Raw genomic sequence first — 16,906 nt, 5'->3', positions numbered from 1 at the left:
CTTAAGATGCCCAAATGGCACTCATCGTAGCGGCAGCTATGCCTTGTCTCCAAATCATGCACCGAAATCTCATCTGCGAAAATTTCAGCTAAGCACCCTCCATTTCTGTAATAATTAACTGTCTTTCTTGAATATTTCAAAATGTTTGTTATGAGTACGTTTATCCCCGGTTGGTATTTAATTTATACCAAGCCACGACAAGAACGAAAGGTGGTAGGATCGCTGGCTGGTCTCGGAATTGATCATTTCCTGCCAACCATTAAAACAGTAAGCCAACGAAGTGATAGAAAAAAAACGATCGAAAATCCCATGTTCCCGTCTTATGTTTTTGTCCATCCTAATACTGTCAACGAGCTGTTTGCAGGACAAGATCTGGACGGAGCTGTATCGTATGTTAAGTTTGGAAAAAGGAAGGCCATTCTTGCACCGGAAGTAATTGACAATGTTAAGATCATTGCTGCGAATGCGAAGAATATCGAAATTTCATATGATCACTTTTCGCCCGGGGAAAAGTTGATCATTCAAAAAGGAGCACTCGCCGGATTACAATGTGAAATGATCTCCTATAAAAATAAGAATCTGGCCCTGGTAAGAATAGAACTGTTGCAACGGAACATTATTGTGGATGTTGAGGCCGGGCACCTGAATGCTCAACTATCCGTTAAGGACATGACCTGTAAAACGTATTGAAAGAGTTATGCGAAATGGTATCTATTTAAATATTTTCCTTAGAAACATTGGTAGGAATAAGCTCTATTTTACTATTAATTTAATAGGGTTAATCATCGGTATCACTACCAGTCTGTTTATTTTCCTGTATGTGAGCTATGAGTTTAGTTATGACCGTTTTCATAATAACGGAGAGAATATCTATCGTATAGCGGTAAACAATTATCAGGAAGGTAAACTGTCATCTGCTGATGCCATGGCTTATTCCGGGCTGGCACCTGCTTTGAAAGCAGACATTCCTGCTATCAAAGACTATGTCAGGCTGAAAGGCGAAAATGGATTTATAGGAAGAGAGGATAAAAAGGATACCAGGTTTAAAGAATTTAAGATATTTTATGCTGATCCACATTTCTTTGATTTCTTTTCCTTCCCGTTAATAAACGGTGATAAACAGACTGCCCTTAAAGAGCCTAATACGGCTGTTATTACGGCTGCTGCTCAAAGGAAATATTTTGGAAATGAAAGCGCTCTTGGAAAAACAATTATTTTCGATGGAAAGGAAGTATTTAATATCACAGGGATCATGGCCGATCTGCCGGAAAATTCACACCTGAGGCTGGAGTTCCTTTTCTCTTATAGCACACTTTATCACATTACGGGGCGGGACTCTGCTGAAAACAGCCTGGACTGGAACGAGTTTTACACCTATATCCGGCTGGACCCTGATACGAAAGCAGGCAGTGTAGAACATAAAATAAATACTATCGCCACAGCTATAAAAGGAGAGCGGCTGGCTAAAGCGGGACGTAAAGAAACACTTTTCCTGCAACCTTTAAGGTCCATTCACACGGCATCTGATCTGCTACATGAAATAAAACCGGCGACCAGTGATAAAACACTTTATTTCTTCCTGCTGGCAGGGGTCATTATTCTGCTAATTGCCTGGATAAACTATGTGAACCTGACCACCATTAAAGCTTTCGAACGGGCCAAGGAAGTAGGGATTCAAAAAGTGCTGGGAGCTGAACGCGGAGAGCTGATGAAAAGATTCCTGCTGGAAAATACCATCACCAACCTGGCAGCTGTTATCATCGCTATTGTATTCCTGCTGGTGCTTCCTCCACTTCTGTTTAATTATCTGAATACACAATTATTCGCAGAAGCCCCGCTCCGGCATACAGGTACCTGGATAATAATAGGAGCCATTTTTCTGTGTGGTGTTTTTATTACAGGGATATATCCTGCTACATTGATGTCTTCTTTTATGCCGGTGTCCATATTGAAAGGTAAATTTAAACGCTCCCCACGGGATATCTTTTTAAGAGAAGCGCTGGTAGCCTTTCAGTTCCTGATTACGATGATGCTGATAGGAGTTACCCTGGTTATCTACCGGCAGATAAACTTTATGCTCAGCATGAATAAGGGCATAAATATCGAACGAATGCTGGCTATTGAATCCCCTCGTGTTTTCTCCAATGATACCATCCCCTATAAACTACTATTCGAAGGATTTAAACATGACCTTAGTCGCAATAAGAATATCACGAACGTGAGCTTTACCACGACTGTTTCAAGTAAGGAAAATTATTGGAAAGAGCCTGTCCGGTTGAGCAATGAGGAAGTATTCAAGTCCAGGGAGATTGAAGTGGCGGGAGTAGACCAGGATTTTATGAACACTTTCCAGATCCAGCTGAAAGCCGGCAGATTCTACGCTGATGAGTTTCCTGCTGACGGTGGAAGGAGCATTATCCTGAACGAAGCGGCAGTTAAGTACCTGGGAATGGACAATGCTGATGACGCACTTAAGAAGAAACTGGTACTTTGGGATAACGAAAGGGATATCGTAGGCGTTATTAAAAATTACTACAACTTATCCCTGAAAAGAGATATTTCTCCTACCGCATACGTTTTCCGATATGTCCCGAGATCGTATGTCACGGTAAAAATTGATAACGCTGATAATTTTTCAGATGTCATTAAATATTGCCGGGCGGAATGGGACAACTTTTTCCCGGGGAACTCTTTCGAATACTTTATTGTACAGGACTCTTATGATAAACAGTACCAGGACGAGATACGCTTTAAGAAGATTTTTATTTTATCAACGATACTTGCTTCGCTGATCGCCTGCCTCGGACTGTTTGGCCTTACCCTGTACGAAACCATACAGCGCAAACGTGAGATCGGTATCAGGAAATCATTGGGTGCCACCACGTTTGATATCGTGAAGCTGCTCAGCCTGAAGGTTGTTAAAATACTGGCCATTGTCATTGTTATTGCGATACCGATTATTCACATCAGCATGAGTAAATGGTTGTCCGGATATACCGTGCATATAACCCTAAGCGTATGGATCTACCTGCTTACTATTGTGTTAATCACCCTGATAACACTTTTTACAACTGTCTACCAGTCTATAAAAGCTGCCAACAACACGCCTATACAGTCTCTCCGTAACGAATAGTCAAGGATTTTATGAATGTCAATATCATCGATTGCCTGCTACATAATGCAGCGATCGGAAACTCCGTGGGAATAACTCTGATCAATAGTGAGCATGACAGTGAACTGATGTCGTATCGGCAACTGCTGCATGCGGCGCAATGTATGTTGCATCAGCTACAGGAAAAAGGTGTTGCAAAAGGGAATGAGATCGTCTTACAGATCGAAGATAATAAGACCTTATTAATCGCCTTCTGGGCTTGTGTGATCGGAAAATTTATTCCTGTGCCGCTGTCCGTAGAAAGTAAAGCCTCTCATAAAGTTAAGCTGACAGCGGTCTGGAAAAAATTAAACCATCCTTATCTGTTCACCGACAAAAAGCAGTTGGAAGATATCCGGGACATCATGGTGGCGGAAGGACTACAGGAATTGCCAACACGCAGCATTGTATGGGAAGAGCTGAAGACATCAGGCCCTTTGGCCCCTGTGGCGGTAACAACTGGTGACGATATCGCTTTTATACAGTTCTCTTCCGGCTCGACAGGCGATCCTAAAGGCGTTATATTGACACATGATAATTTGATAACAAATACAAAGGATATCATCAGTGCATCCGGAATGGACAGCAATGCCAGATCTCTAAGCTGGATGCCGTTGACGCATGATATGGGAATGATCTGTTTTCACCTGAGCAGCCTTACGGCAAATATCAACCAATACCTCATCCCTACATCGCTGTTTATCAGACGACCGGTTATGTGGATCAGTAAAGCAGGTGAATACGGTGCAACCCACCTGTACTCGCCCAACTTCGGTTATCATTATTTCCTGCAGGCGCTGGAAAGGTTGCCCGGGGTACCGGAATGGGACTTGTCGTCCGTGAAATTAATTTATAACGGCGCAGAACCGATCTCTTATGAAATATGCCGGCAGTTTGTAGAAGCATTGACGCCGTATAAGCTGAAGAAAAACGTAGTGTTTCCCGGATATGGACTGGCAGAGGCTTCTGTGGCGGTCACTTTATCAGAATTGGACCAACCACTTGTTGTATTAAACCTGGATAGAAATCATCTGCAGGTAGGGGAGTGTATTCAGGAAGCGGAATATCCGCAGGACGGTGTGGCGTTTGTTGGAGTAGGTTATCCTATTATTCACTGCAAAGTGCGCGTCTGTGATAAAGCCGGCGTCATACTTCCCGAGGGGCATATCGGACATGTGCAGATAAAGGGAGGAAATGTGACACGGGGATACTACAATGACGAGGTACGGTCCGCGGAATTATTTACAGCGGATAATTGGCTGAAAACAGGTGATATTGGCTTCTTTCGCGGTGATATGTTATTTCTGACAGGCAGAGAAAAAAATATTATAATTATAAATGGTCAGAATTATTATCCACAAGACATAGAAAGAGCGGCTGAAAAGGTCCCCGGCCTCGAACCAGGAAAGGTTGTCGCCTGCGGTGTTCCTGATCTGGATGGACGGACCACCCTGATTGTTTTTATATTATACAAAGGAACATTGGCTGGTTTCCTGCCGGTTGCGCAAAGCGTGAAAAAATTTGTCCTCGATGCCACCGGGCTTATTGCGGATGATGTATTGCCGGTAAAGAAAATCCCTAAAACCACTAGTGGGAAGATCAGGAATTTTGCCCTGGTGAAACAATATCAAACAGGGGAATTTGATAAAATCCGGCAGGAATTACGCACACTATTCACATCCACCCATATAAATACCAATGTAAAGGAAAAACTCGCCGCAGTATGGAACTACCTTTTCGGAGTAGTGCCGGAGCCCGGGCAATCTTTCGTTGAAATGGGATTGAACAGCCTGCAGGCCATGTCATTGTTGAACAGGTTGAGGATTGACTTTGACACAAACCTCACTGTAAAAGACCTGTTCGTGTATCCTTCCATCAGCAAGCTGGCAGCACTGCTGGAAGCTCAGCGATCTCCAGTGGAGGTAACAGTGTACACCGGGCAGACAGTGGGAATGCCTGATGAAGCAGGCAAAATGCTGCCCATGCAGCGTAAGTTCTGGTACCTGCATCAGTACAATGAGGAGAGTAAAAGTGCATTGAATATCGCCTTATCAGCATCTGTAAAGGGACATATACAAATAGCCGCTTTGGAGACGGCCGTCAACAGATTGATACTCCGGCATGAATGCCTGCGGTCTTCGTTCCTGCTGAAGGAGAATGACCCCATGCTACAGGTGCAGGAACTGCCGTTGAGTAATGAGATTGAAATAATGGATATGTCCGGAGAAGCGAACCCGGTTGGAGTGGCAAACGAATGGATGATGACGGCGGTAAACAGACCGTTTAATCTAACAGCCGCACCACTAATGAGATGTTGTATTGCCCGGTATGGCCAGACGGAGAGCCTGCTTTCACTGGTCTTTCATCATATCATAGCAGATGGCTGGTCTCTGACCATATTTGCCAATGAGCTCACCGAAGATTATAATGCCGCCGTGTCAGGCGCCGTATTACCGGAACGGCAAAAAGCTGCCGCCACCTCTGCATTCATCTCATGGTACAACAGCCAGCCGGCCCGGTACTTTCAGAAGGACATGGACTACTGGAGAAAGCAGCTCCTGGATGGGTTAATACAGCCTGAACTGCCTGTATACAACAGGAAAACTGCCTTGCTGTCATTCAAAGGAGGACAAGTGACTACGCAGTTGCCCGTTGAACTGATCGGGTCTGTCGACAGCTACTGCAAAACACAGGAGGCCACTCTTTTCATGGGCCTGCTGGCAGTATTGCGGGCCCTGTTGTTCAGGTATACCGCACAACCCAAAGTTCACCTGGGTATAAATACCTCAGGTCGGAACAGTCATCTGCTGGAACAAATGACCGGATGTTTGCTGAACCAGGCTATTTTAGGAATAGAGGCGGGCAGAGCAGATACTTTTGAATCCCTCCTGCAGAAAGTAAGGACAGCAGTAATAGAGAGCCTTGACCATCAGGTATTGTATTTGGATGGACTATTGGAACAAATAGCTGATGAAGGAGAGCTGTCCTGGGTGGCACCAGATATCTTTGTCCTCTTTCAGAACTTCGCTGAGCTTCCCAGCCTGCAGGGAATGGAGAAAAGCGGTCTGAATATCACTCCCAATGAGCTCCCCGTCAATACAACGCCTGCTAACATGATTTTTGAATTTATCATCGGGCATCCCGGCGAAGCAGTCAATTTGAATCTCAGATATAACAGCAACCTGATATCGGAGCAGGCGGTGGAAAGGTTGCTGGAACACTACAAAAATTTGTGTGCGGGCCTGGTCCGGAAAACAGATGTACCCATACTGGACATACCATTGTTGTCCGGCGAAGAGCACGTGCAGCTGTTGACCTGGGGCCGGGGCAACAAACGCGGGGACGTGTTCACTCCTGCCTGCGCAATGATCGCCAAGCATGCATTACAACGTCCCGACGCCATAGCTGTCATAGCCCAAGAGAGGTCAGTCACCTACCATGAGCTGACCGTGGAAGTTGACCGGGTTGTGGCGCTGCTGCAAAAGAAAGGAGCAGTCAAAGGAGACCCTATCGGCGTTTTAATACCCCGCTCCGCCGAAGCAATCATATTAATGCTGGGGATTATGAAAGCAGGTACTGTCTATGTGCCTATCGATACTGCTTATCCGGTTGCGCGTATACAATATATCATAGAGGATGCGGCTGTCAAATTTGTATTTGCCAATACAGAAACCCGGCCATTACTGGATACGATAGGAGGTGTAAACGTGCTGTTCAGTACCGATAGTACGCCCCGGACGGCGGCAGACACTTCTGAAGACAGTCGCTGTTACCAGGAAGATCCGGCTTATATCCTATACACTTCCGGATCCACCGGGAAACCGAAAGGGGTGATCATCAGCCATGGCTCCCTTGTGGACTATGCCAATACTTTTGTCAGATATTTTGAGATCACTTCTGCTGATAAAGTATTGCACCAGGCTACTATCGCTTTTGACATTGCCATGGAAGAGATATTTCCGGTATTGACAGCCGGAGGTAGTGTCGTTATCGCTGAAGAGGGCGGACGGGACATCGAAGGGCTCATCGACCGGATAACTATGCATGACGTAACCGTGGTGAGCACTACGCCAATGGTCATATATGAACTAAATAAAAAGGATTTTTTCCTGAATAAACTACGGATATTAATCAGCGGGGGAGATAAATTGAAGGCAGCTCATATAGATAGACTGTTGCCGGCCGTATCAGTTTATAATACGTATGGCCCTACAGAAACAACTGTCTGTGCAACCTATTATAAAGTCGGCTCAATTGAAAACGCTTCCCTGATCGGCAAGCCTATCGAGAATCGCAACATCTATATTGTGGACGCACATGGTGATTTGCAGGTAAAGGGAGGCATCGGCGAAATATATATTGGCGGTAAAGGACTGGCATTGGGATATGTTAATGATCCCGAACAAACAGGGCTGGTATTTGGTAACCACACATTTACCAGTGAACGGCTCTATCGTACCGGCGACCTCGGAAGGTGGAACTCAGCAGGGGAATTGGTGTTCCTGGGACGAAAAGATGAACAGGTAAAGCTACATGGCTATAGAGTGGAAATCGGAGAGATTGAGCAGGCATTGCTGCATACGCCAGGAATAAAAGACGCCGCAATAATTAAGGACGACAGGGATGATAAGCTGAAATTATATGGATTTTATACTGCTGATAAAGAAATTGAAAAAGAAAGCCTGCTGACTGCTCTCAGGAGTCAATTACCTGCCTATATGTTGCCGCTGTGGCTGACTTATCTGGACCGGATGCCGTTGACCGGGAACGGAAAGGTAGACAGCAAGGCGTTATTGGCCATCATAGATATACATCAACAGGATGTCTCGAAGCAGTATACTACTTCCCGAAACAGTACAGAGGCAGAAATACTTAAACTATGGTCAGCAGTATTGGAACAGGAGATCAATGATATTGATGCTAACTTTTTTGAACGCGGTGGAAATTCCATTCTCGGAACCCGTGTCTTACATGCACTTATAGGACTGCTAAGGGTTGATGTGAGCCTGGCAGATCTTTTTATGTATCCGACGGTACGCTCGCTTATGGCTGCTCTCGCGGCCCGGCCATTTAATGTGAAAGGATTGGAGAAAGTCCCTCCCAGACTTTATTATGATTTATCCTATGCACAACGCAGAATGTGGCTTCTCACACAAAAACAACAGAATGAAAACGCCTATGTAATAACTGCCAGCTACAAAGTGACGGGAAACCTGGATGTCGATGTGCTTAATCAGGCAATGGACATCATGATCGCAAAACACGAGATGTTGAGAACGACATTTGTAGAAACCGAAGGAGATATCAAGCAACGGGTGTATGCTTTAGCTCCTGGAGGATTTGCTGCGGAGGTAGCAGTCATGGAGAAGGATGCGCTCACAAACGGAATGCTGAAGAAGGAAATATACACGCAGCTGCGGCGGCCATTCGACCTGTCGGTATGGCCACTGATAAGAGTTGTGGTATATAAACTGGCAGGTGAAGAACAGGTTATTTTCTTTAATATTCATCATATTATATGTGATGGGCTATCTATGAATATCCTGGCTGCAGGATTATTCGAATTGTATTATGAGCTAAAATCGGGAGGGGCGTCTGCCCGGCATGTAAAGCCGGCGGACGTTGATTATACGGATTATGTATACTGGCAGCAGCAGTTACTGAACGATCACACAGGCGCTGAAAGCAGCGCTTACTGGCTTAAAAAAATAACGGATACTCCCCATCTTTTACAGCATTTTTCCATCAGGCAAGAGGATGCTGTTCCTACCGTGTCCGGAGCTACTATACTGGAGGTATGGCCGCAAGATGTAATAAAGAAGATCCGGCAGTTTTGTACACAGTATGCCACCACTTCCTATGCTTTGCTACTGTCGGTGGTCAAAGTACTGTTGTATACCTATGCGAAAGGTCAGCCGCTAATTACCGTAGGAAGCCCGTTTTCAGGACGGACACTGAAAGAGCTTGAAACGGTTGTCGGGCTGTTTCTGAATAATATTGTTTTACAAACAGCGATAGCTCCCGGAGATACTTTCGCGATGTTGCTGAAAAACGTAAAAGAAGAGATCGCACATGCTATGAAGCATCAGCAATATCCCTATGATAAGCTTGTAGAGGAACTGCACGGACATCGGTCATCCCCGGATAACCCATTTTATGACGTGTTGGTAGTACATCAGGAAGACCGGTTGACAGATATAATAAACGGATTCAACGGTAATGCACATACGCTAAGATTACAGGACCTGAGAATTTATAATCCGATAAGTAAATTAGGACTTAGCTTTTTTTTCCGGGAAGCGGTCAGTCACCTGGCAGTAGAAATAGAATACAGCACCAGGCTGTTCAATGGACCGCTCATTACCAGGATGGCCGGGGACTTACTAAAAATGACACAAATTGTGCTGGCTGATCCGGAGATACAAATGCGGGCACTCAGGTTGCATTTCCAGGATGAGGTAACCCGGGAAGAACATAGCTCCTTTAAAGACGCTACCCTTATTAATATTGATGACAGTTTTTAAAATAATGTACTTATGTGCGGTATTACCGGTATCTATGATGTTCAAAAAAGACATCCGCTTAACAAGGCGCTTTTGGCTGATATGTCAGAAAAACTTATACATAGAGGCCCGGATGACTGCGGGTATTTTATCTTGCCGGAATCCGGAGTGGGATTGGGGTTCAGAAGGCTTTCCATTATTGACCTGAGTAGCGGTAACCAGCCTCTGTTCAATGAGGATGCATCTAAAGTAATGATTTGTAACGGGGAGATATATAACTATAAGGAGCTTAGAAGCCAACTGCAGCAAAAAGGGCACTCGTTTAAGACTAATTGCGATGTGGAAGTGATCATACATCTGTATGAAGAATATGGAATTGATTTTGTCAATATGCTGAACGGACAGTTTGCTTTCGCTATATATGACAAAATCAGGAACAGCATTTTTCTTGTTCGTGATCATGTGGGAATAGCGCCGCTCTTTTATACTATCCAGGATGACGTACTGATTTTTGGATCAGAGATAAAGGCCATTCTGCAGCATCCGCTGGTAAAAAGGAAGGTAAACCTACAGGGGCTGGACCAAATATTCTCTTTCCCGGGATTGGTCAGCCCTACCACCATGTTTGAAGGGATTCATGCACTGAGTCCGGGGCATTATTTGTATAAGGACCAACACAAAACTGAAGTAAAGGAATATTGGGACCTTGACTATCCCCTGGAAGGAGAAATCAGCTATGATAAGGATGAACAGTATTACATAGACGGCTTGCAGGAAGTACTGGAAAAAGCAGTGCGCTATAGATTAAACGCTGATGTTCCGGTAGGCTTCTATCTTAGCGGAGGGCTGGATTCATCGCTGGTGGGGGCACTGATAAAAAAAATAGTGCCGGAAAACAGCAGGTCTTCGTTTTCCATTACATTTAATGACAAGGGTATTGATGAGGCACGCCACCAGGAACTTATGGTGTCTCACCTGGATTCGGACCATAACCGCTTCCGGTTTGACTGGGAAGATATTGCAGGCCGTTTGCAAAATGCGATTTACCATGCTGAAACACCATTGAAGGAAACATATAACACTTGTAGCCTGGCATTGTCGGAAATGGTGAGGAATAACAATATAAAAGTGATTCTGACAGGCGAAGGCGCAGATGAATTGTTCGCGGGTTATGTAGGATATAGGTTTGACAGGAAACGTCAACACGAGAAGACAGGCCCGCTGGACACGGAGGCAATGCTGGAACAGCAAATACGGATGAAGCTCTGGGGTGATGAACATTTTAAGTATGAAAAGGATTTCAGAGCTGACGAAGAAATAAAAGAGGCTATTTACTCCAAAGCAGTATACGATACCTATAATCAGTTTAACAGCGTAAGAGAGCATCTTGTTAATAAAGAAAAACTGAATGGGCGTGACCTGGTGCACAAAAGATCCTATATTGACTTCAAACTGCGTATATCAGACCATCTGGTAGCAGACCATGGAGACCGTGTCAGCTACGCTAACTCAATCGAAGCGAGATATCCTTTCCTCGATATTGACGTAATCAAATACGTGGCGACAATACCGCCGTCGATGAAATTGTTTGATATGGAGGAAAAATACATATTGAAAAAAGCCGCTTCTTCCCTGTTGCCGAAAGAAATCATCAACCGGGAGAAATTTAGCTTCGTCGCCCCGGGCAGTCCCTACCTGATGAAACAAAACATCGAATGGATCAATGATATACTTTCCTATGACCGCGTCAAACGGCAGGGATTTTTCAACCCGGATACGGTGGAACGCCTCAAGAAAATGTATACACAGGAGAACTTCAACATCAATCAGACGTTCGAAAGTGATCTGCTGATGATCATACTAACCTTTGGTATTTTCCTGGACCAGTTTGATATGCCTTATTATAACTAGGTGTTATCCCTGTGCCGCCTGGCGAAGCTGATATCATAAAGTACGTTAACCTTATTTCCAACTCACCACGAAGCAATACCGATATGAAATCTATTATCCTGCAAAGTTTATTCAGTAAGAAGTCATCGGTTTACTTGTCCAGACTGGCTTACTCAGATGTCAGCGTAGATCTCTCGTATGAACAACTGGCGAGCATAATATCGTCGCTCTCCCATCACATACAGCGAGAGAAAGAAGTGACTGGCCAAAAGGTCCTTGTCGTGGAAAGCGATCCTGCGACCGCATTGATCATTTTGCTGGCATTAGTTCATGCAAAAGCGGAAATTATACTGGTTGCGAACCTTGCCGCAACAGCTGTAGCTGAAAAGGAACAGCCGGTATGGATAATTGAAAACGGTAAGGCACTATTATCAGACGCCCTGGCAAGTGAACCTGAGGCCAACGTGTATAGTGCATCGACTGTAAAAAAAGCGGATATACATTTTAGCATATATACGCCGGAGCTGCCCGATGGGATTGTGTATGCTGCCGAAAGCCTGGACGCGGCCTTTGCTGAGTTGTCAAAAGGTATCTCGCCAATTGAGACAGACAAATATCTGATGGCAGACCACCTGTCGTTTGTCGCCTTTATAACAGAGTCTCTCTGGTGTCTGCTAAGTGGCATACATATCCTTAATTTTCCGGGCAATGGCGGAAATATCGCCGAATTGCGGTCTGATGCGGAGGAGTTTGTCATGGACTTTAGCTTGTTTTTCTTTGGGAGTACCAAAGACAGTACCGATATGGAAGGGTGCTATGATCTCCTGATGAATAGTGTGAGACATGCGGACAAACACGGGTATGCTGGTGTCTGGACGCCGGAGCGGCATTTTAATGAATTTGGCGGCCGGTTTCCCAATCCAAGTGTTTTGTCGGCCGCTGTCGCAGTGGCGACAGAAAAAGTGCAGATACGGACCGGTAGCATTGTAGCACCGCTGCACCACGTTGTAAGGATCGCCGAAGACTGGTCCGTCATAGATAATCTCTCAGGAGGCCGCACGGCGCTGAGCTTTGCATCCGGTTGGCAGTGTAATGACTTTATATTTGCACCGGAGAACTATGCCAACAGGCATGAGGTAATGCTGGACCAGATTGTACAGTTTCATAAGCTTTGGGCCGGCGAACAACTGCCATTTAAAAATGGCGTGGGAGATGAGATAAAGATAGGTATCTTTCCCAAACCCATACAGTCGCAGATGCCCATCTGGATCACAGTTTCAGGGAAAGAGGAGACTTTCGCGGATGCAGGAAAGTATGGAGCCAATATCCTCACCCATTTATTGTGGCAGGACCCCTCGGATCTCATTTCGAAAATTGGTGTTTATCGCCAGTCTTTAAAAGATAATGGATACGATCCGGCCTCACGGACCGTATCTGTCATGCTGCATACCTACGTAGGCAAATCATCTGACGAGGTACGCAAAATAGTGGAAGCACCACTTAAAGCTTATATACGCTCATCGCTGCACCTGGTAGAAACAATGACGGCTGCAGTGCGTAAGACCAACGGGAACAACGCCATAGGCAGATACGGAAAAAACGATGAGCAAACACCTGAACACATTAAGGAAGAACTGCTGGATATTGCTTTTGAGCGTTTCTTTTCAAATGCCAGTCTGTTGGGAGGTCACCAACAGTGTGAAAAAACATTGAAGCGCCTTCGCTCTTATGGGGTTGATGAAGTAGCCTGTCTTATCGATTTTGGGCTGGAGGATGCTACTATACTGCGAGGGTTGGAGGAATTAAAGGAGCTGAAAGCAAAATACCAGCCCGCGGCAAAGAAACGGTATGCGGGTAGTTTTATCATAAGAGCATCCGCTCAAACGTTGACGGGTCTTTATAAAAAAACGGGGCCCGCTATAGAGGGCTGTAAGAAGGTAGTCACTGACAGTCCGAAGGAATCAGGGCTCACTTTAGCGTTCCAGGACCAGATAAATGTAAAATATGATCTGCAGCGGCCTTATCCACTGGTCACCGCGGAAGAAGACAGTTCTTTCACCAAAATGAAGACGAAGCTTTACGAGCTTAACCTGGAACAGGCCAGTGAGCGCATAGAAGAGGATTTCTAAACAGTAACCTATGAACAAGAGAGTCATCCATACTATTGTGGACCACCATGCCCTGCAGTACCCCGAAGGTATTGCGATTGTGGACGCAGACGAATCGTTGCTGACTTATGCGGAGTTGAAAGAGAAGAGCGACAACTGCGCCTTCCTGTTACAACATCACCACATCGGAAAAAATAAAGTGGTTGCCGTTTTCCTACCCGAAGGAATTGGATACATCACGGCTATCCTGGGTGTTAACAAGAGTGGGAATATATTTATGCCGCTCGTTCCCGGATATCCGGTGGAGCGCCTCCGGTATTTGCTGTCCACTGTGAAGCCGGAAGCACTTTTAACAAACAAAGAATATCTGAAAGAAGCCTGGTCATTGTTATCAGGAACAGATACCTCGGGAAACTGCGTGGTACTGGATATAGATACGGTAGTTCCGCAAATGCCGTTACCGGATGTAGATGGTGAAGATAGTAATTACCTGATATACACCTCCGGGTCTACCGGCGACCCCAAGACCATTGAGGGGGTGCACAAAAGCCTGAGTCATTTTCTGCACTGGGAAATGACGGAATTCAAATTGGACCGGGGTGTAAACACCGCACTACTGGCCCCTGTCTCTTTTGACGTAAGTTTCCGTGATATTTTTATTCCTCTCTTGTGTGGCGGTACATTACATATCCCGGAAAGGTCTGTTAAGGCCGATCCGTCCGCCCTCCTGGAATGGATAGGAGCACGTCAGATTACAATGCTGCATATGGTGCCGTCTATATTCCGGCTCCTTATAAAAGTATTGGATGCCGACCCTGCCAGGCGAAGCCTGGTGAGCGCTGTCCGAAATATATTGTTAGCCGGTGAACCATTGTTTTATCGTGATGTGATAAACTGGCGTGCGATTAACGGAGACGGAACGAACCTGGTTAACCTTTATGGCCCGTCGGAGACAACACTGGCCAAAATATATCATCGGATTGAAACACCAGAACTTAATAGCGAAGCAGAGATCGTACCGCTGGGGTTTCCCCTTCCCAATACCATTGTGCTGGTCCTGAATGACGACAATCAGATTTGCCAGATCGGCGAGATTGGGGAAATATGTATAAAAACGCCCTTTAGAAGCAAAGGCTATTATAATGATAAGGCGCTTACTGCGGTAAAATTCTGCCAAAACCCATTGCACAAAGACTTTGAAGACATTATCTATCGAACGGGCGATCTGGGGAAATATGGACCGGAAAGAAATATCCTCATAGTGGGAAGAAAAGACAACCAGGTGAAAATACGGGGTAACAGGGTAGAGCTGGCAGAAGTGGAGAAAGCTATCGGCAGCTTCCCATCTGTTACACAGGTGATAGTTATCCCTCATCAGAGCGAAAACGGTGACGTTGTACTGAGCGCTTATTATACAGCTGCCCGGGAAGTGGACAGAAGTGCACTGAGAGAACATATCAGCAATTTTCTTCCGGAGTATATGCACCCGTCTTATTATATGCACCTGGATGCTTTCCCGCTCAATATCAATGGTAAGGTGAATAGGAATGCATTGCCGGCACCGGAAGATTTATTGTATGAACAGCTTGAATTTACACCACCATCGAACAAAGACGAGGTCTTTTTGTGCGGTATTTTCTCCCAGGTGCTTGGGCTGCAGAAAGTTGGTGTCAATAATTCTTTCTTTGAGCTGGGGGGCCATAGCCTGAATGCAGTGAAAGTTATATCAAGAATTTATAAGGAAACGAACCGGCATGTATCCCTGAAATTCTTTCTTGAACATCCTACTGTACGATTACTGGCGGAGAAGATGCCGGGTATCAGCGTCTCTGCGTTTGAACATATCCCTCTGGCGGAAACAGCTGCATTGTATCCGGTCTCGCATTCCCAGAAACGACTGCTGGTACTGGACCAGGTGGTGAATGAACTCACCGCCTATAACATGGTGACTGCCTGTTTTTTTTCCGCCACGCTGGATGTAGGTGCTTTCAAACAGGCATTTGATGGCGTCATCGCAAGGCATGAAGTCTTCCGGACACGTTTTGTGTTCACAGAAGGGACTTTCTGGCAGTGTATAACAGCAGAGCAGGCGGTACTGATGGTGGATTTGGAAAATAAGGGCAACTTGTCACCGGACCAATGCCTGGCCCATGAGCACCATCATTCTTTTAACCTCTACCAGGACGTCCTTGTCCGGGCGCGGCTGATCAGGCAACAGGATGGCCGGTATTTCTTTGTACTGAATATCCATCATATACTGTCTGATGGATGGTCAATGAATGTGTTTACAAAGGAATTGCTGGCTTTATATAATGCTTGCAGAAAAAAGCTTCCGGACACATTGCCACCAATGAAAATACAGTACAAGGATTATGCTGTATGGCAACTGGCGCGGCTGGCAGCCGGAGAACTGGATATGCATAAGGCATATTGGCATGGTGTTATGCAGCCGGCTCCTTCAGCCCTTTTGTTGCCGGTTGACATGGAAAGGACAGGTATACCGGGGTTTGAAGGGGAGGTACATACCGCATATATCCGTCAGGAACGGGCGAACGCGTTGAGAAAAATTGCGATGGACAATAAGATGGGACTGTTCCCGGTATTGTTGTCCCTGATAAAGGTACTGTTGTATGTCAAAAGCGGAAGCAATGACATTGCTGTCGGCGTGCCGGTGGCCGGCAGAAACCATCCCGACCTGGAAGATCAGATCGGGTTTTACCTGAACAATGTGCTCCTCCGTACCAGCATAAAGAGAGACATTTCTTTTTCAATATTGTTAAAACAGGTTCACGACAACGTAATACAGGCGCTGGACCATCAGGATTATCCCTTTGATAAGCTGGTAGAGGAACTTTCAGGAGCACTGGACCAGTCCGTCCACACGCCGTTTTATAGTGTACTCGTAGTCATGAACAACGATGGACTTAATATCAGCAATGAAAACCTGGCGTCCTTCCGGAATGAACTGGGACTGGAATTGTATGATGTGCCGGCTAAGGTCAGTAAGCTGGACCTTACTTTTTTTATAATGGAGGAGCAGGAACATATCAGAATAGACCTGGAATACAATGCGAAGCTGTTTAAGCCGGCTACCATCAAACAATATGCAGAAGAACTGGATAGCCTGGCGCAACAGGTAATTGAAAATCCGCTTATCACATTAAGTGATCTGAGCTGGACGCTGTCTGCCGGGAAAAAAAACGCAGCATTGGAAAGTAAGATCAATCTCATTTCAGAAGATTTTTAAAATGCTT

The 16,906-nt window shown here is 45.4% G+C and carries 6 protein-coding genes; all 6 read left to right on the top strand.

Annotation, left to right across the window (positions count from 1 at the left end; translation table 11 throughout):
• Positions 1–150: 150 nt before the first annotated feature.
• The gene (locus ACTJJS_RS25620; protein WP_168874583.1) at positions 151–690 is read left to right on the top strand and encodes a UpxY family transcription antiterminator; all 540 of its coding nucleotides are present in this window, start codon (positions 151–153) and stop codon (positions 688–690) included.
• Between the two features lie 7 nt (positions 691–697).
• Positions 698–3,133, top strand: coding sequence for an ABC transporter permease (locus tag ACTJJS_RS25615; RefSeq protein ID WP_440666109.1), 2,436 nt, complete (start codon positions 698–700; stop codon positions 3,131–3,133).
• Between the two features lie 11 nt (positions 3,134–3,144).
• On the top strand, positions 3,145–9,675 hold the full coding sequence (locus ACTJJS_RS25610) for an amino acid adenylation domain-containing protein (RefSeq protein ID WP_440666108.1): 6,531 nt from the start codon (positions 3,145–3,147) through the stop codon (positions 9,673–9,675).
• A gap of 12 nt (positions 9,676–9,687) precedes the next feature.
• The gene (gene asnB, locus ACTJJS_RS25605) at positions 9,688–11,565 is read left to right on the top strand and encodes an asparagine synthase (glutamine-hydrolyzing) (RefSeq protein ID WP_440666106.1); all 1,878 of its coding nucleotides are present in this window, start codon (positions 9,688–9,690) and stop codon (positions 11,563–11,565) included.
• A gap of 83 nt (positions 11,566–11,648) precedes the next feature.
• Complete coding sequence (locus ACTJJS_RS25600; RefSeq protein WP_440666105.1) at positions 11,649–13,673, top strand: MupA/Atu3671 family FMN-dependent luciferase-like monooxygenase; 2,025 nt, start codon at positions 11,649–11,651, stop codon at positions 13,671–13,673.
• 10 nt (positions 13,674–13,683) lie between these two features.
• On the top strand, positions 13,684–16,899 hold the full coding sequence (locus ACTJJS_RS25595) for an amino acid adenylation domain-containing protein (RefSeq protein WP_440666103.1): 3,216 nt from the start codon (positions 13,684–13,686) through the stop codon (positions 16,897–16,899).
• Positions 16,900–16,906: the final 7 nt, after the last annotated feature.

This window comes from Chitinophaga sp. 22308 (genome assembly GCF_052045305.1).
Classification (GTDB): domain Bacteria; phylum Bacteroidota; class Bacteroidia; order Chitinophagales; family Chitinophagaceae; genus Chitinophaga; species Chitinophaga varians_A.
The sequence above is the reverse complement of the archived record's forward strand: the minus strand, read 5'-3'. Positions and strand labels throughout refer to the sequence as shown.

Excerpts from the sequence above, each read along its gene's own strand:
- ACTJJS_RS25620 (WP_168874583.1), top strand. The coding sequence starts at position 151 with ATGAGTACGTTTATCCCCGGTTGGTATTTAATTTATACCAAGCCACGA.
- ACTJJS_RS25615 (WP_440666109.1), top strand. The coding sequence starts at position 698 with ATGCGAAATGGTATCTATTTAAATATTTTCCTTAGAAACATTGGTAGG.
- ACTJJS_RS25610 (WP_440666108.1), top strand. The coding sequence starts at position 3,145 with ATGAATGTCAATATCATCGATTGCCTGCTACATAATGCAGCGATCGGA.
- asnB (WP_440666106.1), top strand. The coding sequence starts at position 9,688 with ATGTGCGGTATTACCGGTATCTATGATGTTCAAAAAAGACATCCGCTT.
- ACTJJS_RS25600 (WP_440666105.1), top strand. The coding sequence starts at position 11,649 with ATGAAATCTATTATCCTGCAAAGTTTATTCAGTAAGAAGTCATCGGTT.
- ACTJJS_RS25595 (WP_440666103.1), top strand. The coding sequence starts at position 13,684 with ATGAACAAGAGAGTCATCCATACTATTGTGGACCACCATGCCCTGCAG.